Here is a 20,012-nt window from a genome sequence, read left to right as displayed (position 1 = left end):
GTCACCGCCCCGCGCAGTGGGTAGTGCACCGACGCGGCCAGCATCGCGGCCGCGGTTGCCTCGGACGCGGAGTTTTCGAAGTAGACGTCGAGCTCTTCCAGGATGTCGTGCGCGTCTCCGAGCACGTCCATGAGGTGGGAGATCGGGGCGCCCTGATAGCCGCCGACGTAGGCGACCCCTGATTCGAGAAGTGCCTTCGTGACCGCCAGAATCCCCTCGACGTGCAGCTCACTGCCAGCACCCGAGCGGAGAAGTTTCACCTCGTTGACGAACGACCGTTCAGCCATGATTTCTGCCCTTTCGTGTCACCATTGACGCACGGCTCCCCATTGACCGTTCCGATAAATATATCAAACAAAATGCGATCGTCACACAAATGAAATGAACTATTTGCAGTGTGGAGCGGCCCGAGAGGGACACTACTCGCTCATCGCCGGCGGCGCGATCCTCGGCCGGAACGGCCACATCGCCTCGCGCCCGCCGGTGATTCCCGCGGGCCTGAAAATCAGGATGATGACCATGATTGCCCCGAGCGTGATGAGCCGGCTTCCCGACGGGAGCGACACGATCACTCCGCCGAGCTGCACGCCCTGCTCAAGCAGGCCAAGCACGTGGCTGAGTGCCGAGATCGCGAGCGTGCCAACCACGGCGCCCCACAGCGAGCGCATCCCGCCGATCACGAGCATCGCGATGGTGGTGAACGTGAAATCGAGCGAGAACTGGGAGGCCTGCGCCACGCCGTTCAGCTGCACCCAGACTGCCCCACCGACCGCGGCGAGTGCGCCGGAGACGGTGAACGAGATGAGGCGGTGCAGGGTGACCCGGACTCCGGAAGCGGGGGCGGCCTGCACGCTGTCGCGCGAGGCCCGCAGCATTCTGGCGCTGCGGCTCTGGCCGTAGAGCCACGCGAGTGCGATCACCGCGAGCGCGATCACGAGCACCGTTTGTAGATCGAAGCTCCGCGGGAGCCCCGTCATCGACTGCCCGGCCTTCGGCCCGATCTGCTGCCAGTACGTGAGGATCTGCACCACGAGCATGAGGAGCGCGAACGTCGCGATACCGGCCTCGAGTCCGTTGAGTCGCATGAACGCGAGTCCGCTGAGCAGCGCGAGCACGCCGCCCACCAGCGCAGCGGCGAGCAGCGCGACGAACGGGCCCGCCTGCGCGTCGCGGAGGAACGGGAACAGCTCGGGCATGATCGACGACTTGATCGCCGGGGGAATCGTGAGCAGCGACAGCGTCCAGGCTCCCACCGCGACGAACGCGATGTGTCCGAACGAGAGTACGCCGCTGTTGCCGATAAACGTCCACATTGCGACCACGATGATGAGGTTCGCGAGCGCGTACCCGAGATCGATCGCGGCGGTTTGCGACAGCGCACTCGCCCCGAACGAAAACAGCCACACGACCACGAGCGGCACGGCGAGTGTCCAGACCTTCGCGAGGGGCTCGGGGATCGCGATCCCGGGGAAGCGCCGCGGTACGGCGTTCGGCGCGGTGTTCGACGAGGTCATGTGCGCTCCTTCGAGGTGCGGCTGGCGAAGATGCCGTTGGGGGCGATCACGAGCACGATCGCCACGAGCAAGTAGACGAACGCGATACGGAAGTCGTTGATCCAGGCGGGCAGGAACGTGGTGAAGAGCGAGACCGCGAATCCGACGAGGAACCCGCCGGCGACGCTGCCGCCGAGCCTGCCGAGGCCCCCGATGGTAGACCCGATCAGGGCGAACAGGGTGACCTGCACCCCGAAGGTGGGACCGACCGACCCGGACTGCGCGGTGAGCACGAACGCGATCGCCGCGGCGAGGATCCCGCTGATGGCGAACGTGAGTGCGATCACGCTCCCCGCGCGGATCCCGAGCACCCGCGCGGCGCGGAAGTCCTCGGACGCGGCCTGGACCTGCAGCCCCATGCGCGTGCGTGTGAGGAAGACGCGCACCGCCACCAGGAGCACCCCCGCGAGCACGATCGAGACGATCGTGATGAGGTTGATGCGAAGCTCGCCGATCCGAATCGAGGTGGCGAGACCCGGGGCGACCGCCGCGGAGAGCACGTTCGTGCCGAAGACGCCATCGTAGACGCGCTGCAGCAGGATACTCACCCCGAAGCTCGCGATGAGGAGCGTGGCGGGCGGCTGCGAGCGGATCCAGCGGAAGACCGCCGCGTCCATTGCGAGGGCGAGCGCGACGGCGACCGCGATGGACGCGACGATCGCGAGCGGCCACGAGACTGGCCAGAGGATGATGAGCGCGTAGCCCGCGGCGGTGATGAGCTCGCCGTTCGCGAAGTTCGCGAGCCGCATGACCCCGAACACGAGGCCGATGCCGAGCGCCGCGAGCGCGTACACGGCGCCGGTCGATACCGCGTCGAAGAGTGCCTGAATGATGTTCACGAGCCGAGATACGCTTTCATGAGGAGGGCTGAGTCGTTCGCGTGTTCCGGGCCGAGGGTCATGGTGATGCGGCCCTCGCTGAGTACGTGCGTGCGGTCCGCGGCTGCGACCGCCTGCTGCGCGCGCTGCTCGACCAGCAGCACGGCGGTGCCGCGCTCCCGGATCGCCGCGATCGACGCGAACACGGTGTCGACCGCGGTGGGGGAGAGGCCGAGTGATGGCTCGTCGAGAGCGAGCAGCCGCGGCGCGGCGAGCAGCGCCCGACCGATCGCGAGCTGCTGCTGCTGCCCACCGGAGAGCAGGCCTGCCTGGCGGTCGGCGAACTCGTCGAGGATCGGAAACAGCGAGAGGACCCAGCGCAGATCTTCGGCCAGGCCGTCCGAGCTGGCGCGAGCGGTTGACCCGAGGCGCAGGTTCTCTCGGACGGTGAGCCGACCGAAGACGTTGTGCCCCTCCTGGACGAGCGCGATGCCGCGACGGGCGATCCGCTCGGTCGGCTGTCCGGCGAGCCCGCGCCCAGCGAACTCGAGTGTGGTCGCGCTCGCGCGGACCGCGCCGACGATTGCGTGCATCGTCGAGGACTTGCCGGCGCCGTTCGGCCCGATGATGCCGACGAGCTCGCCGGCGTCGACGTGGAAGTCGACGTCGGTCACCGCGGCGATGCCGCGGTAGGAGACGCGGAGGCCGGCGACGGTGAGGAGGCGCTCCGGCGCGGACGGCGCCCTCATGCGAGCGCCCCGTCCGCGATCTGCTGCGCTGCGCTGCCCAGGTAGCTGCTGGCCAGGCGCTCGTCGTGGCGCACCGCGTCTGGGGTGCCGTCGAGTACGTTCTTGCCCGCGCCGAGGACGTAAATGTAGTCGCAGCTCGAGAACACGAGCGGCATGTTGTGGTCGATGAGCAGCACGCCGACGTCGCGGGCTGCGACCGCCCGCATCGTGCCGCGCAGGTGCGCTGCCTCGCCGTCGTTGAGTCCGGCCGCGGGCTCGTCGAGCAGCACATAGTTGGGTTGAGTGGCGAGCGCTCGGGCGACGCCGAGGCGCCGCTCGACCCCGTGCGGCAGCCGGTCAGCGTCGTGCAGCATCCACTCGCCAAGCTGCAGCTCGCCGAGGAGCTCGCGGGCGAGTGTCCGGGCCGCGCGGCGCCCAGCGCCGCAGGCGAGGGCGGTGACCTCGACGTTTTCGAGCACCGTGCACCGGCTGAACAGGTGACCGTGCTGGAACGTGCGCGCGACGCCGCGGCGCGCGCGACGCTCAGCGCGGACGCCGGTGAGGTCGTCGCCGTCTGCGGTTACCCGGCCGGTGTCCGGGCGGTCGTAGCCGGTGAGGATGTTCACGAGGGTCGATTTGCCCGCGCCGTTCGCGCCGATGAGGCCGGTGACCCGGCCGCGCGGGATGTCGAGTGTGACGTCACTGAGTGCTTGCACACCGGCGTAGGCGCGTGAGAGGGATTCCCCCCGCAGGCCTGCGGTGCCTGCGGGGGGAGCTGCGGTGCTGTGCATCATTGCTGGATCCGACTAGCGGATGACCTTCTCGGGCGCGCGCGTCTCAAGGTGCGTGAGCGCACCGTCGGCGACCTGGAGCACCCGCTGGGGGCGGTCCACGTTGACGTGCAGCTCCTCCGAGAACGAGGTGGGCCCCACGAGCAGCGGCACGTCGGTAAACCCGGTGAACGCCGCCGCGAGCTTGTCACCGTCCCAGGAGCCTGCCTCGTCAAACGCGATTTGCACGGCCTCGATCGCCGCGTTGCCGGTCGTCATGCTGCCGTTTTCGGGGCGTGCGCCGTAGACCTCTTCGTAGGTTGCAGACGCCTCATTGACCTTCGGATCGCTGTCGTCGCCCCACACGGACGGGTAGGTGACGATGTAGTAATCGGTCAGCCCGGGGATTGCGCCCAGCCAGAACGTGCCGTCCATGCCGAACCCCGAGACGATGGGGGTGTCAATGCCGCCGTCGCGGAGTTCCTTCGCGGCCTTGCCGCCACCCTCACCGTAGCTGCAGTTAAAGACCACGTCTGGCGCCTCGCCGCCGGAGATCTTCGACACCGTCTCCTTGATCGAGTCGCCCTGCTTGAAGGTGTAGGTCGCGATCTCGGTGCCGCCGAGCTCGGTGAAGCGCTTCGCCGCGGTCTCACACTGGTTCTGCGTGTACTTGATCGAGTCATCCTTGACGAACACGGCGCTCTTCCAGCCCTGGTCGGCGGCAAACTCGGCCATCACGCTTGCCTCGCCGGGGACGGCGTTGCCGAGCGAGAAGCCGATCTCGAGTCCACCCTCGGGGCCATAGATCGTGTCGCCCACGCAGGGTGCGATGTTGAGAATGTTGTTCTGCTCGGCGACCTGGGACGCGGGCACCGCGGTGTCGTAGTCGCAGGTGACCATCAGCACCTTCGCGCCGTCGTCGATGAGGCTCTGCGCCGCTGGCGCGTACTTTTCGAAGTCTGAGCCAGTATCGATCACGGAGAGTTCGACGGGGGAGCCGTCGATGCCGCCGGCATCGTTCAGCTCGTCAACGGCGATTTTCATGGCGTTGAGCGCCGGGGTGTCGAACGGCGACATGAAGCCGGTCTCGGCCATCACCGCGCCGATGAGAATGGTGTCGCCGCTCGCGGCGGTCTCGCCCCCGGAGTTTGAGCCGGGATCGGGGGCTGCTGCCACGCATCCGGAGAGTGCGAGCGCGCCCACGGCGGCAACCGTGAGTGAGATGAGGGCGGGTTTCCGCATGGTCTCGGGCCTTCCTGTGACGACGGGGCGGCTCGACTCTGAGGCGCCTCGTCTGGGTGTGGTCGGACTCGTCGGCGCCGGTGCTGGGCGAGAACGACGTGGCGTTTCGGATGTCTTCCGAAACGCCGGACCCCCAGGTGTCGACAGCGACAGCACAATATCTATCCCAGATACGTAACGTTCGTCAATAGAATGTTTGAAATGTAATGCTGCCGTGAACGCGCGGTTACGGGCGCCCGGGAACGCCGGCGCCCGCGGGGTGCCGGCGCGAGGTGCGGCAGCCCGGGGGCGCTGAGGGCTGGTGTGAAGCGGTTATCCGGCGATCGTATCCGTCACGAACGCGAACGCCGCGTCGTCGAGGCGCGTCACGATCTCCTCGATCAGGCGCGTTGCCGGGTCCCCCGCCCAGTCGCTGCGTAGGAGCTCTCGGGGGAGGCCTGGATCCCGCATGGGGAGGATGCGCCAGTCGTCGAGCGCGCGCAGGTAGTGGACGAAGAAATCGCGCGGGGCGAGCTCTTCGGGTGCGCGGCGCAGGAGCGCCTGGAGTCCGGGCTGGTGGCGCGCGATGAACTCGCGGTAGCCGGCGTCGATGCCGTCGAGGTCCCAGCTCTCGCGGGCCATGCGCGTGAGATCCTGACCCCCGCCGTGTCGACCGACGAAGAGGTTGGTGTTGTTGGTGAGTTCGAGGTGATCAATGAGTTCGAGGGCGTCGGCCGCCATGCGCGCCGGCGCGATCCAGACCCCCTGCCCCACGTTGCCGAAGCCGAGCGAGGCGAGCCGTGAGCGCAGCAGGTGGCGCTTCGCGCGATGCTGCTCCGGGATTGAAAACGTGGCGATGCACCAGCCGTCGGAGAGTGTCGCGGGCTGGCGCGAGTGCCAGATGTACTCGTCGCCGGATGCGAGCATGCCCTGAGCGAGGGCGGTGAGGTGGTAACCACTGCGACCGTCCCGCTTTTCTGGGACGAGCCAGCCGCGCTTCTTGAGGCGGGAGACTCCGGTGCGGGTGCTCGACTCGTCGATCCCGAGCTCCTCCAGGAGTGCAACGATCCCCTTAATGGGCATCCAGTTGCCGGTGCGGCGGGCGAACGCGCCCAGGAGGGTGACCAGCAGTGTGCGGGAGGTGTGTGAACTCATGTGTTGGGACCTGTCTGCTCTGCGAGGGTGAGGTCCTCGACATTTCTGTTGCGATCATCACAGAATCGTGACAGTTTTGTGAGGAGCCCGACGGAGTGTGCTCAGATTGAAGGAGCGTTCATGAACATCAGTCCCACGTTCTCCCACGTCGGTATTACGGTACCGAATCTTGGCGATGCCGTCGATTGGTACCGCGAGGTGCTCGGGTATTATCTTCTGGCCGGGCCGATCGCGGTCCACGAGGATGACAGCCCGCTCGGGGTGGCCGCCACCGGCATCTACGGGGTGGGGTTCACCCGGTTTCAGTTCGCGCACATGGCATCGCCGGACGGGGCGGGGTTCGAGGTGTTTCAGTTCGACGCCCCGGCGTACGAGCGGCCGGCGGACGCGTTCGAGTTCTGGCGCAGCGGCGTGAACCACTTCGCGGTGACGGCGCGCGATGTGGCGGCGCTCGCCGAGCAGGTGGTCGCCGCGGGCGGAGTGCAGCGCTCGGAGGTGGTGGCCATCGACCCGGACCGCGGCTTCGAGATCGTGTACTGCGAAGACCCGTGGGGCAACGTGTTCGAGGCGTGCTCGCACCCGTACACGTACATGTGGAGCGGGTAGCGGCTGGGAATGCAACACGGGGCCACGCGCGATCGCGCGTGGCCCAGTGTTGCTGCCGTGACTCGGCTATGCGTCCCGGAGCACCGTGGTGACGCGGGCGGTTGACACGCGGCGCCCCTCGTCGTCGTCGATCTCGATGGCGTAGACCGCGACGGACTTGCCGAGGCGAATAGCCGTGCAGTTCGCCGTGACGCGTCCGGCGGCCGCGCGCCCGGTGTGTGTCGCGCTGATGTCGAGACTTACGGCGGTGCGGCCGTCCCCCGCGTGCTCGCAGGCGGCGAGCGCGGCGAGCGTCTCTGCGAGTGTGCAGTACGCGCCACCGTGCAGTGAACCGGTAATCTGGCGGTTGCCTGCGACGGGCATGGTCGCGACGGCGCGCTCTGCGCTGACGTGGACGAATTCGATTCCGAGGCGCTCGTCGAGCTCCCCGAGGATGGTCTGGACTGGGCCTGTGGCGGGGGTCATTGTGCTGCTCCTTTGCATCACTGGTGCGCTACTGGTGCATCGCTGCGGGGTGTTACTGGGGGTCGTCGCCGATGTAGGCCACGCCCTGAATCTCGATGAGCGCCTCTGGCTGCCACAGCTGCGTGACGCCGAGGCCGGCCATCGCCGGGTACTCGGTACCGGCCATTTCGCGCCAGATCTTGCCGATCTCTCGGCCGTTGCGCTGGTAATCGTCGACGTCGGTGAGGTAGATCGTGACGTCGATCAGGTCGGACGGCTTGCCGCCGGCGTGCTCGAGCGTCGCGAGGACATTGCTGAATGCCTGTGTGAACTGTTCGATGATGCCGCCGGGCACGATCTTGTAGTCGCTGTCGAGTGCGGTCTGCCCGCCGAGGTAGACGAACGGCCCGGCCTTCACGCCGTGGGCGAAGCCCTTCGGGGTGACGAGCTGCGGGGGGTTAATGATTTCTGCTGACATCGTCGTCTCTTTCTGGGCCCGTGGCCCATCGGTGGGGGAGGTCACGAGTGCGCGATGTATCTCGTACTTGTGACGTTCGTGAATATTCTGACATACTTATGAAGCGTTCGGTGAACGGACTTCGAACGGCAGCGGGGCGCACCGCCCCAACCTACCTACGGGAGCAACGATGCACTTGGGGACGATTCGCACTGGTGTCGGAGCGACGCGCGCCGCCGTGCGCGAGGACGACGACTGGCTGCTGCTCGACGCGGCAGACGTCGGGGCACTCATCGCGGAGTCCGGCTGGCGCGAGCGCGTCGCCGCGGCACGCTCTGCGGGCGAACGGGTTCCGAGCGCCGCCGCGGAACTCGCTGCCCCGATCCTGCGCCCGGCGAAGATCGTGTGCTGCGGCCTGAACTATCACGATCACATCGTCGAGACCGGGCGCGAGATCCCCGAGTACCCCACCCTGTTCGCGAAGTTCGCTGACACGCTCACCGACCCGACCGCCGATATTGTGATCGCGGGTTCCGACCGCGTCGACTGGGAAGCCGAGCTCGCCGTGGTCATCGGGTCGCGCCTCCGGTACGGGGACCGCGCCGCTGCGGAAGAGGCGATCCTCGGGTACACGGTGGCGAACGACGTCTCCTGCCGTGACTGGCAGTCGCGCACCCTGCAGTGGTTTCAGGGGAAAGCCTGGGATCGCACCACCCCGCTCGGCCCCGTGGTCGTCACCGCGGACGCAGTCTCCCCGCGTGACGGCCTCGACATTCGCTGCGACATCGATGGCCAGACCGTGCAACGCAGCAGCACGAGCGAGCTTGTCTTCGACGCCGCCGATCTCGTCGCGTACGTCTCGCAGTTCACTGAGCTTGGCCCGGGCGACATCATTCTCACCGGGACACCCGGCGGCGTCGGCCTCGGCGCTTCGCCGCCGCGCTGGCTCCGGGACGGCGAGACACTGACCACCACGATCGCGGGGATTGGCAGCCTGAGCAACACCATGCGGCTCTCCGCGCACGCACCACAGCAGACACGGGAGGACACAGCATGACGACCGCGCAACCCGCACAGAACTCGGCGGATACCCGGCGCTTTCTCGCAGCGATTGAGCTCACCGAGCGCGACGCCGAAGTGTTTGACCGCGCATTCGAGGTGGTGCCGCAGTACGTGCCGTGGCCGAAAGCATACGGGGGTGACTCCGTAGCGCAGGCCGCGGCCGCCGCGCTCGCCACCGTCGGCGACGATCGTGAGCTGCACGCGCTCCACAGCTCATTCCTTCGGCCGGTATCGATCGGTGAGCCGGTGCGCTACGAGGTTGAACTGCTGCGCGACGGCCGCGGATACTCAACCAGGCACGTTCGCGGCTACCAGGGCGGCAAGCCGGTCTTTCTCACCACCGCCTCGTTCCAGGTTCCCGAAACCGGAGAGACGCGCGCCCCAGCCATGCCAGAGGTGCCGCAGCCCGAGACCCTCCCGAGCGCCGCCGAGTACCTCGCGGCGCGTGACGGGGGACACTCCGCGGCGACTGACTACTGGTCGCACGGGCGCGGGTTCGACATGCGGCACATCGCCGGCCCGCTCTACCTCGAGGTTGACGGGGTTCCCGGCCAGCACCAGGGCGTGTGGCTGCGTGCGTTCGACGAGCTTCCCGCCGACCAGCGCACGCAGCAGCTCGCACTCGCATACGCCTGCGACTACACGATCCTTGAGCCGACTTTGCGCGAGCTCGGGCTGCACTGGTCGTCGCCCGGCCTCGTCACCGCGAGCCTCGACCACAGCATGTGGTTCCACACCCCGGCCCGCGCCGACGACTGGATCCTCTACGCCCAGGAGAGCGCCGGTGTGCAGAGTGGTCGCGGCCTGAACATCGGCCGCTTCTTTACCCGCACGGGCACGCTCATCGCCACCGTTGCGCAAGAGGGAATGATTCGCCGCGGTTCATAGCGGCGGGGACACGACCCCACCAGACCCCACACCTCACACCCGGCCTCCCAACGGTGGGCGGCCGGCCCTGACGCACACTGAGAAAGGACCCGCGCATGGGTAAAAGAATTGCAGTCATCGGAGGCGGCCCGGCCGGGCTCTACTTCTCCGTATTGACGAAGCGGCTCGATCCGAGCCACGAGATCACCATCTGGGAGCGCAACGCCCGCGACGACACGTTCGGGTTCGGCGTGGTGTTCAGCGATGAGACGCTCAGCGGGATCGAGAACTCGGACTCCGAGGTGTTCGCTGCGATGCAGGAGCACTCGGCGCGGTGGAGTGACATCGACGTGCATTTCAAGGGCGAGCGGATCACCGTTGGCGGGCAGGGGTTCGCGGCGACCAGCCGCAAGCAGCTGCTGTTGCTGCTCCAGGAGCGCGCGCTCGCACTCGGGGTGACCATCAACTTCCGCACCGAGGCCCCCGACGTCGACGAACTCTCGCGTGACTACGACCTGGTGATCGCGTGCGACGGGATCAACTCGCGCATCCGCCCGCACTACGCCGAGTCGTTCAAGCCGACGCTCGATCCCCGGCAGTCAAAGTTCATTTGGCTGGGCCTCGACCGAGCGATCGAAGCGTTCACCTTCCACGTGAAGCACACGCCCTGGGGCATCATCCAGGTGCACGCATACCCGTACTCGGCCTCCGAGAGTACGTTCCTGGTTGAGATGCACGAGGACGTGTGGCGCGCAGCCGGCTTCGACGCGAGCGAGAGCCAGAGCTTCCCGCCCGGCGTGAGCGACACCGACTCAGTGACGAAGCTCGCAGAGATCTTCGCCGATGAGCTTGCCGGTGGCACACTGCTCACCAACAACTCAAAGTGGATCACCTTCAACACGGTGCGCAATGAGCGGTGGAGCCACGGCAACGTCGTGCTGCTCGGGGACGCGGCACACACCGCGCACTTCTCGATCGGATCCGGGACGAAACTCGCTCTTGAGGACGCGCTCGCGCTCGCCGCCAACCTGCACGAGCACCCCGACGACCTCGCGGCCGCGCTCGCCGCCTACGAGGATGAGCGCCGGCCGGTCGTGCTGTCGCTGCAGCGTGCGGCCCAGGCCTCGCTCGAGTGGTTCGAGAACATTGGCCAGTACGCCGACCAGGAACCGCTGCAGTTCGCGTTCAACCTGCTCACGCGCTCGCGGCGCATTACCTTCGAGAACCTGGGGCTGCGCGACGCCGAGTTCGCCGAGATGATGCAGCGCGATTTTGCCGACCGCGTCGCGGGCGAGGACGTCCCCGCGATGTTCCAGCCGGCGAAGCTCGGCACTCTCGAATTGAAGAACCGGATCATGGTCTCGGCGATGAACCAGTATTCGGCGGAGGACGGCGTTGTCAGCGACTACCATCTTGTGCACCTCGGCAGCCGCGCGATCGGCGGGGCCGGGCTCGTGATGAGCGAAATGATTGCGCCCTCGGAGGACGGCAGGATCTCGCCCGCCGACCCGGGGCTGTACACCGACGAGCAACGGGACGCCTGGGCCAGGATCGTCGAGTTTGTGCACGCGAACACGACCGCGAAGATTGGCGCCCAGATCGGGCACTCCGGGCGGAAAGGCTCGACCAAGCGGATGTGGGAGGGCGTCGACGACCCGGTGGAAACCGGCGGGTGGGAGGTTCTCGGCCCGTCGGCGATCCCCTACGGTCCCGGCAGCAACGTGCCGCGTGCCGCCACCCGCGCCGACCTCGACCGCATCCGCGATGACTACGTGAGCGCGGCCAAGCGCGCTGACGAGGCAGGCTTTGACCTGCTTGAGATGCACGCGGCGCACGGGTACCTGCTGTCGTCGTTCATCTCGCCGATCTCGAACCAGCGCGACGACGAGTACGGCGGCTCGTTCGAAAACCGGCTCCGCTACCCGCTCGAGGTGTTCGACGCGATGCGCGCGGTGTGGCCGGCCGATAAGCCCTTCCTCGTGCGCATCTCGGCGCACGACTGGGTGCCGGGGGGCAACACCGACGACGACGCCGTGGCGATCGCCGAGGCGTTTATCGAGCACGGTGCCGACGCGATCGATGTGTCGTCGGGTCAGGTGGCCAAGGCCGAGCAGCCGCGCTTCGGCAGGAGCTACCAAACGCCGTTTGCCGACAAGATTCGCAACCGCGTGGCGGAGAAGGCCGGGGTCCCCGTGATCGCGGTCGGTGCGATCTCCTCGTACGACGACGTCAACTCACTGCTTCTCGCTGGCCGCTGCGACATTGTGGCGATCGGCCGCAGCCACCTCTACGATCCGCACTGGACGCTGCACGCCGCCGCGGATCAGGAGTACCGCGGCGACGCCGCGGCGTGGATCGACCCGTATCGCGCCGGGCGGCGCAAGCCACCCACCGCACGCACCGATGCGGTTCGACCGCGGCTCGAACTGCTGCACGAGGGCGCCGACACCGACGACACCCACACGAGGTGGATTGGAGGGCGCACGGTCGCAGCTGTCTAGACCCGGTATACCCCAGCACTAGGATCACATCTCGGGACCAGACCGGGGGAGCGCACCGTCGATGTGCTCCCGGCCGCCCAGGTCATCACATCTCAACGAGGAGAACCGCATCATGACCACCACCGATATCACCACGGCGCTCGCGAGCGGCGCCCTCCGCATCGTCGACCTCACCAACACGCTGTCGGCGCAGACCCCCACGCTGCAGCTGCCAGATCCGTTCGCGAACCTCATCGACTTCAGCCTCGAAGAGGTGAGCCGGTACAACGAGCCCGGCCCGTTCTGGATGCACCAGAACATCCACACCGGTGAGCACATCGGCACGCACCTTGACGCGCCGGTGCACTGGATCAGCGGCCGCGACGGCTACGACGTCGCGAGCATTCCGCCTGAGCGTCTCATCGGCCCGGCAGTGGTGCTCGATTTCACTGCCCAGGTGGCCGAGAATCCAGATCACCTCGTCACCGTCGCCGACATTCAGGCGTGGGAGGCCGAGCACGGCGCACTGCCCGACAACGCGTGGGTCCTCTTCCGCACCGGCTGGGACCAGTTCTCAGACGATCAGGTTGCGTTCCTGAATGCCGACGACACCGGCTCGCACACACCGGGAATGACGGCCGAGGCCGCGAAGTGGCTGGCCGAGGAGACAAATATCTCGGGCGTCGGCGTGGAGACCGTGGGCATCGACGCCGGTCGCGGCGCCGAGCTCGACCCGCCGTTCCCCGCGCACTTTCACCTGCTCGGTAACGATAAATACGGGATCACCTCGCTGCAGAACCTCGCGCAGCTGCCGCCGACCGGCGCCGTGATCGTCGTCGCCCCGCTCCCGATCGTGGGCGGCGGCGGCAGCCCTTCCCGGATCTACGCGCTGATCAACGGCTGAGCCAGATGAGTCAGACACGCACGCTACTCAGCCCGCCCGAGTTGCACCCGTCGCCCGGCTTCAGCCACGTCGCGATCGCGCCGCCCGGCACGACGGTGCACCTCGCGGGCCAGCTCGCGCTCGGCCCAGACTTCGGGCTGATCGGCGGGGACGATCTCGGCGCGCAAACCCGCGCCGCGATGCAGAACGTCGGCATGGCGCTCGCCGCGGCAGGCGCGAGCTGGGAGCACGTAGTGCGGCGCACGATCTACACGGTGCACCCCACCGAGTTCGCCGTCATCACCGCGATGATCGAGGAGGTGCAGGGGAGCGACCAGCACCCCGCGCAGACGATCGTCGGCATTTCTGGGCTCGCGATCCCCGGCACCCTCATCGAGATCGAGGTCACCGCGGTCATCCCCGACTAGCCCGGAACACGACAGGGGCCCGCGAGCGTGTGCTCGCGGGCCCCTGTCGTGTGGCCTCCCTGGTGTGGCCTACCTGGTGCGGCCGGTGATCAGCCGCTGGGCCACGATGTGGCCGGAGCCGGCGCCCAGCCCGGGGCCGGGGTGCGTTGCCGCGCCGATGTGCCAGACCCCGGCGACGGGCGTGCGGTGCTCCGCCCCGCCGGGGAACGGGCGCCAGCGCAGGTTCTGGTCGAGCTCAGCCGAGCCCGCGTACGGATCGCCCGCGATCGCGTTCGGGTTCGCGGCGAGCAGATCGGTCGGGGCGATCAGGTGGGTGCCCAGCACCGAAGCGGTGGTGCCCGGCGCAAACTCCTCCAGGCGGTCGAGTACGCGCTGCACGTAGCCCTCGCGGAGACCGGCGTCGTCCCAGCCCCCGCGCACGTCGAGGCGCTCGGCCGCGTCGCCAACGGGGGCAAATGGCACCTCCTGCAGCTGCAACCACAGCGTGGCCTTGCCCTCGGGTGCGCGGCTCGGATCGACAACGCTCTGCTGGCCCACCACGACGGTCGGCAGCGACGGGAGCAACCCGGCCTCGGCCTGCGCGCACGCGATCCCGGTGCTGCCTGAACCATCGCTCAGATGCACGAGCGGGACCTCGCGGAGCGCCGGATCCTCCCACTGCACAGGCCTGTCGAGCGCCAGGTGCAGCTGCATGGCCGCGCGCCCCGGGCGGTAGCTCGCCGCGCTCTCGCGCTGGGCGGCCACCCCGGGGACGTCGCGGAGCAGCGTGCCGTAGAGCGCGCCCGGCGAGACGCTGGCGAGCACCGTGTCCGCCGCGATCGTGCCGGACGAGGTGCGAACACCCGTCACTTTGCCGCCCGAGACGATGATCTCCTCGGCCTCCTCACCTGTGCGGATCTCGACGCCGGCGTCGCGCAGCAGCTGTTCGAACGCGGCAAGAAATGAACCGACTCCGCCCGTGACGATGGGGAGTCCAAACTGGTGCATTGCCGCCGCGAAGACCGGGATCATCATGCCGCCGGTTGCGTGATCCGGTCCGAGGCCGGAGTGCAGCCCCCACGGGGTCCAGAGCGCGTCGACCTCCCACCCGGTGAACTTGCGGCGCAGGTAGCTCCGCGCGCTCGTGAGCGCGTCGCGGGCGAGCTCCTCGACCCCCGCGACCTTGAGCGCGCGCACCGCGCGCCAGCCGAGCCCACCGAGCACCCGAGTCGAGCCGAGCTCCGCGCCGAGCGCCCCGAAGATGGTCGGCGCGCGCGTGCCAAACTCGGCCAGCATACCGAGATACGCGTCCCGATCTGACGCGGCCGCGAACCCCGCCGCCGTGCGCTCGGGATCGCGGTAGGCGATCGACGTGCGGCGCTCGCCGGCGACCGTCGCGGTGCTCGCCGTCACGGCAGACTCGCTGTTGCTGTAGGCCAGGCCCCGCGCAGCGAGCTCGTCGCCGAGCTCGGCGTACGCGGCGCCCGAGACGAACAGTGGGTGCCAGGATGAGTACGTATCGTGTGTGAACCCCGGGACTGTGAGCTCGTCTTCCGCCGCGATGAACCCGCCGATCTGATCTGCGCGCTCGATCAGTACCGTCTGCACCCCCGAGCGTGCGAGCTCGGCCGCGGCAACCATTCCGTTGATACCGCTCCCGATGACGACTGTGGTCATGAACCCTCCGTGCTTCGTTGCGTGGTGGTGCCATGATAGCTGCCGCCGTGGAACACGAGCGGGTCCGCCGCGGCGTGCGTGTACTCCCGAATCTGCCCGATATAGATGACGTGGTCGCCGGCCTCGTGGCGCGCGACGGTCTCGCACTCGAACGTCGCGAGCGTCCCCTCGAGCACCGGGATGCCGGAGACACCAGAGCGCAGCGGGACACCCTCGAACTTGTCCGATGCGCCGGTGGCGAATTGACGGGACAGGTGCTGTTGCGTGCTCGCGAGCACATTGATTGCAAAGTGGCTCGCGGTCTCGAACGCCGGCAGGCTGCGCAGGTGCCGGCCCGGGCACCACAGTACGAGCGGCGGGTCCATCGACAGCGATGTGAACGAGTTTGCAGTGACCCCGATCCGCTCGCCGTCGGGGGTGATGGTCGTGACAACCGTCACCCCGGTGGCGAACTGGCTGAACGCGCTGCGCAGGTCGCGCGGATCGAAGTGCTCGGAGTCGACAACGGTGTTCATGGGTTCCCCCTCTGCGGCTGAGGACGCGAGTGTCTGCGTGGTGAGTGGCACGGTGTGCTCCTTACTCGATGTCTGGGTGGGCGGCTAGGCGCCTGCGCGCGTCGCGACCTCGGCGAGGTAGCGCTCGGCGCCGTCGGGCGTGAGGAAGTACTCGCCGAAATCCACCGGGTCGGTGAAGCCATTGGCGAAGCGGTGGGCCACCTCCGGGTACTGCGCGCCGGACGCGAGCAGCTGCAGGACGTGCGGGGGCGGGGGCATGAGCAGCGCGTTGGTCCAGTCCGCGACCGGCTTGATGCGCGCCCAGAACCGCTCGAAGGCGTTCTGCTTGAACGCTCGGTCGTACGGCAGATTCTCGTGGTCGAGGATCGCGTCGAGGTAGCTCTGCGCGCACTTCGAGGCGTTGTTCGAGCCCTGTCCGGTGATCGGGTCGTTCAGCACCACCACGTCGGCCATGCCGAGCACCGTGCGGCCCGATGGCAGCTGCATGACCGGGTGCCGCACGGTGGGCGCGAACCGGCCCTGCAGCACTCCGAGATCATCGGTGAGAGCGACGTCGGTAGCGCGCTCGGCCTCCCACGGGAGGTACTCGCGCAGGAAATCGAGCGACGCGTCGAGGTGCTGCTCCGGCGTGAGCCCCTGCCAGCGGTCGAGCGGGCCACCCGGAATCCCCTCGAACACGAAGATGTGGCAGTCGCCGCCGATCGTTGCCGCGGGGAACACGAAGAACTCGCCGACGCCGGGCACCAGGTTGAAGCTCACCCGCGAGAAGTCCGGGGACGGCTCAAAGCCGGTGACGTACGTGAGCGCGAGCGCGCGCTGCGGCTCCGCGAAGGTGCTGCGCTCGGCGTCACGCTCGAACGCGCGGGCAATCTCGCCCTTTCCTGCCGCAACGATCACGAGCTCAGATTCGAGCGTGTAGCGCTCGAGCGCCGCGATGTCCGCTTCCTCGTAGACCACCTCGCCGCCGTTCTGCACGAACAGCTCGATGAGCGCCGGAAACTTGATGCGCTGGTCGATCGCGTACGCGGGGGAGTCGAGTCGGCCCGCCCAGCTGAAGAGCTGCTCGCCGGGCTGTTCCGGGTGCGGCACGGTGAAGCCGATGCCCTCGACCGGCGGCGCGTCCGGCCACAGGTCGACGCCGACCGCACGCTCGTACTCGAGCGCCTTGGAGAACATGCACTGGCTCGACGCGACGCGGCCGGCGCGGATCTCCTCCGGTGTGCGGTCCGAAATGAGACGAACGTGGTAGCCGTGCATGAGCAGGCCGAGGCCGAGCTGGATTCCGGACTGGCCGGCGCCGACGATGGTGATGTGTCGCTGGGACATGTGAAGCCTTTCGGAGTGCCGCGGCGGTGCGGCGTGCTGAGTGCTGGAGGTTGGGTGCTGATTGCTGATTGCTGATTGCTGATTGCTGATTGCTGATTGCTGGGCGGCGCTGGGCGGCGCTGGGTGGCGCCGCGGCGGGTGGCGCGGGGGCCGGGGCCGAGCTGCTCGCGGCTACGGTGCGAGCAGCGGGATCGCCGGGTCACGCTGCTCGGGGCCAAGCCCCGCGTAGCCGCCGTCGACCGCGTAGTCGGCGCCGGTCACGAAGCTCGCGTCGTCGGACGCCAAGAACGACACCACGCGGCCCACCTCCTCGGGGCGGCCGAGCCTGCCGAGCATGTGAAAGCTCGCCGCGACGCGATCGGCGCGCTCAATGTCACCGCCAGACACCTCCTCGATGATGTTCGACCAGGTCCAGCCCGGGCTCACCGAGTTCACGCGGATCCCGTCCGCCGCGTAGTCGAGGGCCTGTAGTCGCGTGAGCTGCACGATTGCTGCCTTGCTCACCGGGTAGACCCAGCGCCCGGTCTGCGCCACCGACGAAGAGATAGACGAGAAGTTGACCACCGCGCCAGCGCCGCTGCGCGCGAGCTGCGGTCGCGCAATCTCCGTGAGCCGCGCGCAGCTCACGAGGTTCACGTTGAGGCCGGCCAGCCAGTCGGCACGGCTCGTCTCCGCACCATTGTCAAGGTAGCTCGCGGCGAGGTTCACGAGGACGTCGAGGCGCCCGTGCCGCTCGATCACCCCGGCAACGAGGGCGTCGAGCTGCGCGTCGTCGGTGATGTCGCACTCGCGTGCGTCGACCCCGGCGTCGAGCTGCGCGAGCCCCGCGCGGTCGATGTCGGCGGCGACGACGGTCGCGCCGTCCTGGCGCAACACGTCGATCACGCCGCGGCCGATCTTCGTCGCTCCTCCCGTGACGAGTGCGACCTTCCCGGTGAGTGAGGGCATTGCGTTCCTCCGTGTTCTCCGTTGAACTGCGGCGCGCGGTGTTGCTGCGCCGCGTGGGTGAGTATGCTTACCCTCAATCAAACGGTGGGGGCCGCGCCGGGGGCTATCCACATCGCGCTGGTCTTATCCGTTTGACGTCGAGCAGTGGGGCTGACGGGAGGCACACATGGGTGCACGCGCATGGGCCGCGCTCCCGCGCGCCGGCGAGCTGCTGACCACGCGCACCGCCGCGCGCGCAGCCTCCATCGACGAAGCCCACGAGACGGTTTCGGGCGTGTTCTGCGATCACACGCTTGCTCCACTCGAGCGGCGCGAGGTGCGCATGAGCCTGCGCTCGGTGCACGACTCCGGCGTGGGGATCGATGTGCTCGACTACGGCGAGGCGGTGCGGATCGGTGTCCCCGGTGGGCTCGAAGATTTCCACCTCGTCCAGATCCCGCTGCGGGGCCGAGCGACGATGGAGGTCGGCAACGCAGTGGTGCACTCGTCGCCGAGTGTCGCGACGGTGCCGCCACTCGACCGGGGCTTTGTGATGCGCTGGGACGCCGGGGTGCCCACGCTGATCTGCTACGCGGCGCGCACGCGCGTGCGCGCCGTGGCGCAGGCGGTGTACGGCGTGGACGACGAACGCCTCCAACTCGGGCTGCACCTGCAGCTCGACTCGACGGAGGGCAGCGACTTCCTGCGCGCCCTGCTCGAGCACCACGACGTGCTTGAGCGGGCGACCGCCGACGGGGCGTACGCGCGCAAGCTCTCGTCTGATTTGCTGCTCACCCGGCTCCTGAACGCGGTTGACAACTCGGTGAGTCGCTCACTCGGCTCCTGGACGAGCGCGGAACCGGTGCGGGTGACGCCGGGCGACGCGCTCGTGCGCCGCTTCGAGGCGTGCGTCGAAGACGGAGCGGCGCGCGGCCTCGGTGTCCTTGAGCTCGCCGGGCTCCTCGGGGTGCCGCTGCGCACGCTCCAGAGCCACGTGCGCGCGGTGCGCGGCACCACACCGACGGCGCTGCTGCGGGAGGCGCAGCTCCGGCACGCGCGCACGCTGCTTGAAGCGGCCGATCCGCAGCGCGAGACGGTGACCGGGATCGCTCAGCGCGCCGGCTTCACCCACCTCGGTCGCTTCTCGATCGAGTATCGGCGGCGCTTCGCCGAGTCGCCAGCTGAGACGCTCCGGAGGTAGGCTCGCGGCATCATGGCAGACACCCTGCACTCCGTCACGAAGGCGCTCGAGGTGCTGCACCTGCTGCGCGCCCGCGGCCCGCTGCGGCTCTCGGACATCGCGGCCGAGCTCGGCGTGGGGGCCTCGACCGCGCACCGGCTCGTCGCGACGCTGCGCGAGCAGCGCTTCGTGCGGCAGGAGGCCGACGGGAAACGCTATGAACTCGGCTCGGCGATGCTCTTCACCTCCGCGGTGTCTGCGCTTGAGCACTGCGTGGCCGTGAGTGAGCCCGTGATGCGCGACCTGCAGCGAAGCTCTGAGGAGACGGTGCACCTCACGGTGCTCAAGGGGCCAATCTGCCTGTTCGCGGCGTCGGTCGAGTCGCAGCGCCCGGTGCGGGTCACGAGCCGGGTGGGGCAGGGCCCGCTCGCTCACACCGCGGCGGGCGGAAAGGTGCTGCTCGCGGCGCTCGCCCCCGACCGGCTGGGGGAGCTGTACCGGCGCGCACCGCTCGGCGGGCCCACGCCGGAGGCAATCACGGATCCGGATGAGCTGGTGGCCGAGCTCGCTGCCGTCGCGGAGCAGGGCTACGCCAGAAACCTCGGCGAGTCAGAACCGGATATGTACGCGCTCGCCGTGCCGGTGCGGCGCCCAAACGCGGAGGTGATCAGCAGCCTCACCGTCGCCGCACCGCTGTCGCGGATGGGCGCGGGCGCCCGGGGCGGCGCGTTGAGCGCGCGTGAGCGCCAGCTGCTGGGGCTGCTGCGGAGCTCGGCGGCCAACATTGAGGCGATGCTCGCGTACTAGCTGGCGGCCCGCGGGTGCCGTGACTCGCGTGATCCGGGCGGCTCGGGCGGTCGCCCGGTCTGCGCGGCGCGCTCGGCACACCGATCCGAATTTCCGTCATGCGGAATTTCTCGCCAGAGATTCCGGCCT

Annotated in this window: 20 protein-coding genes; 8 read left to right on the top strand and 12 right to left on the bottom strand. The window is 68.5% G+C overall.

What is annotated here, in order from left to right; translation table 11 throughout:
* Positions 1–419: 419 nt before the first annotated feature.
* The 6 genes from EV139_RS07880 to EV139_RS07855 all read right to left on the bottom strand — a co-directional run bounded on the left by EV139_RS07880 (position 420) and on the right by EV139_RS07855 (position 6,245).
* Positions 420–1,514 (bottom strand): branched-chain amino acid ABC transporter permease, encoded by a 1,095-nt coding sequence (locus EV139_RS07880; RefSeq protein WP_130453771.1) that lies wholly within the window; start codon positions 1,512–1,514, stop codon positions 420–422.
* A complete protein-coding gene (locus tag EV139_RS07875; RefSeq protein WP_157993017.1) occupies positions 1,511–2,392 on the bottom strand; it encodes a branched-chain amino acid ABC transporter permease in 882 nt (293 codons plus the stop codon). Before EV139_RS07875 ends, EV139_RS07880 begins: the two co-directional genes overlap by 4 nt.
* Positions 2,389–3,120 carry an ABC transporter ATP-binding protein gene (locus tag EV139_RS07870; protein WP_130453770.1) on the bottom strand — a complete coding sequence of 244 codons (732 nt, stop codon included), beginning with the start codon at positions 3,118–3,120 and terminating at the stop codon, positions 2,389–2,391. The genes EV139_RS07875 and EV139_RS07870 overlap by 4 nt, the downstream gene beginning before the upstream one ends.
* Positions 3,117–3,893 carry an ABC transporter ATP-binding protein gene (locus tag EV139_RS07865; protein WP_130453769.1) on the bottom strand — a complete coding sequence of 259 codons (777 nt, stop codon included), beginning with the start codon at positions 3,891–3,893 and terminating at the stop codon, positions 3,117–3,119. Before EV139_RS07865 ends, EV139_RS07870 begins: the two co-directional genes overlap by 4 nt.
* Before the next feature lie 12 nt (positions 3,894–3,905).
* Positions 3,906–5,111, bottom strand: coding sequence for an ABC transporter substrate-binding protein (locus EV139_RS07860; RefSeq protein ID WP_130453768.1), 1,206 nt, complete (start codon positions 5,109–5,111; stop codon positions 3,906–3,908).
* 312 nt (positions 5,112–5,423) lie between these two features.
* Complete coding sequence (locus EV139_RS07855) at positions 5,424–6,245, bottom strand: PaaX family transcriptional regulator (RefSeq protein WP_130453767.1); 822 nt, start codon at positions 6,243–6,245, stop codon at positions 5,424–5,426.
* A 120-nt stretch (positions 6,246–6,365) separates the two neighbouring features.
* Here EV139_RS07855 and EV139_RS07850 point away from each other — a divergent pair, with 120 nt between their 5' ends.
* On the top strand, positions 6,366–6,851 hold the full coding sequence (locus tag EV139_RS07850) for a VOC family protein (RefSeq protein WP_130453766.1): 486 nt from the start codon (positions 6,366–6,368) through the stop codon (positions 6,849–6,851).
* Positions 6,852–6,917: 66 nt separating this feature from the next.
* On the opposite strand, the gene EV139_RS07845 is transcribed toward EV139_RS07850, so the two are convergent.
* Entirely contained in the window at positions 6,918–7,316 is a 399-nt protein-coding gene (locus EV139_RS07845; RefSeq protein ID WP_237464465.1) for a PaaI family thioesterase, read from the bottom strand.
* A 52-nt stretch (positions 7,317–7,368) separates the two neighbouring features.
* A complete protein-coding gene (locus tag EV139_RS07840) occupies positions 7,369–7,773 on the bottom strand; it encodes a RidA family protein (protein WP_130453764.1) in 405 nt (134 codons plus the stop codon).
* A gap of 169 nt (positions 7,774–7,942) precedes the next feature.
* Here EV139_RS07840 and EV139_RS07835 point away from each other — a divergent pair, with 169 nt between their 5' ends.
* The 5 genes from EV139_RS07835 (at position 7,943) to EV139_RS07815 (ending at position 13,472) form a co-directional block, all read left to right on the top strand.
* Entirely contained in the window at positions 7,943–8,809 is an 867-nt protein-coding gene (locus EV139_RS07835; RefSeq protein ID WP_130453763.1) for a fumarylacetoacetate hydrolase family protein, read from the top strand.
* Positions 8,806–9,702 (top strand): acyl-CoA thioesterase, encoded by an 897-nt coding sequence (locus EV139_RS07830; protein WP_130453762.1) that lies wholly within the window; start codon positions 8,806–8,808, stop codon positions 9,700–9,702. The genes EV139_RS07835 and EV139_RS07830 overlap by 4 nt, the downstream gene beginning before the upstream one ends.
* 95 nt (positions 9,703–9,797) lie before the next feature.
* The gene (locus tag EV139_RS07825; protein WP_130453761.1) at positions 9,798–12,182 is read left to right on the top strand and encodes a bifunctional salicylyl-CoA 5-hydroxylase/oxidoreductase; all 2,385 of its coding nucleotides are present in this window, start codon (positions 9,798–9,800) and stop codon (positions 12,180–12,182) included.
* A 112-nt stretch (positions 12,183–12,294) separates the two neighbouring features.
* Positions 12,295–13,065 carry a cyclase family protein gene (locus tag EV139_RS07820; protein WP_130453760.1) on the top strand — a complete coding sequence of 257 codons (771 nt, stop codon included), beginning with the start codon at positions 12,295–12,297 and terminating at the stop codon, positions 13,063–13,065.
* A gap of 5 nt (positions 13,066–13,070) precedes the next feature.
* Positions 13,071–13,472, top strand: coding sequence for a RidA family protein (locus EV139_RS07815; RefSeq protein ID WP_130453759.1), 402 nt, complete (start codon positions 13,071–13,073; stop codon positions 13,470–13,472).
* Positions 13,473–13,541: 69 nt separating this feature from the next.
* Here EV139_RS07815 and EV139_RS07810 read toward each other — a convergent pair whose 3' ends face one another.
* From EV139_RS07810 to EV139_RS07795, 4 genes are all read right to left on the bottom strand, one after another.
* On the bottom strand, positions 13,542–15,128 hold the full coding sequence (locus EV139_RS07810; RefSeq protein ID WP_130453758.1) for a phytoene desaturase family protein: 1,587 nt from the start codon (positions 15,126–15,128) through the stop codon (positions 13,542–13,544).
* Positions 15,125–15,694 (bottom strand): flavin reductase family protein, encoded by a 570-nt coding sequence (locus tag EV139_RS07805; protein ID WP_241988996.1) that lies wholly within the window; start codon positions 15,692–15,694, stop codon positions 15,125–15,127. Before EV139_RS07805 ends, EV139_RS07810 begins: the two co-directional genes overlap by 4 nt.
* A 33-nt stretch (positions 15,695–15,727) precedes the next feature.
* Entirely contained in the window at positions 15,728–16,969 is a 1,242-nt protein-coding gene (locus EV139_RS07800; protein WP_130453757.1) for a styrene monooxygenase/indole monooxygenase family protein, read from the bottom strand.
* A gap of 171 nt (positions 16,970–17,140) precedes the next feature.
* Positions 17,141–17,917, bottom strand: coding sequence for an SDR family oxidoreductase (locus EV139_RS07795; protein ID WP_130453756.1), 777 nt, complete (start codon positions 17,915–17,917; stop codon positions 17,141–17,143).
* A 166-nt stretch (positions 17,918–18,083) separates the two neighbouring features.
* On the opposite strand from EV139_RS07795, the gene EV139_RS07790 reads away from it, so the two are divergent.
* Positions 18,084–19,097 (top strand): AraC family transcriptional regulator, encoded by a 1,014-nt coding sequence (locus EV139_RS07790; RefSeq protein WP_130453755.1) that lies wholly within the window; start codon positions 18,084–18,086, stop codon positions 19,095–19,097.
* Between the two features lie 12 nt (positions 19,098–19,109).
* On the top strand, positions 19,110–19,883 hold the full coding sequence (locus EV139_RS07785; RefSeq protein WP_130453754.1) for an IclR family transcriptional regulator: 774 nt from the start codon (positions 19,110–19,112) through the stop codon (positions 19,881–19,883).
* Positions 19,884–20,012 lie beyond the last annotated feature (129 nt).

This window comes from Leucobacter luti (genome assembly GCF_004217175.1).
GTDB lineage: Bacteria > Actinomycetota > Actinomycetes > Actinomycetales > Microbacteriaceae > Leucobacter > Leucobacter luti.
Note: the sequence above shows the minus strand (reverse complement) of the source record. Positions and strands in the feature narration are given on the sequence as shown.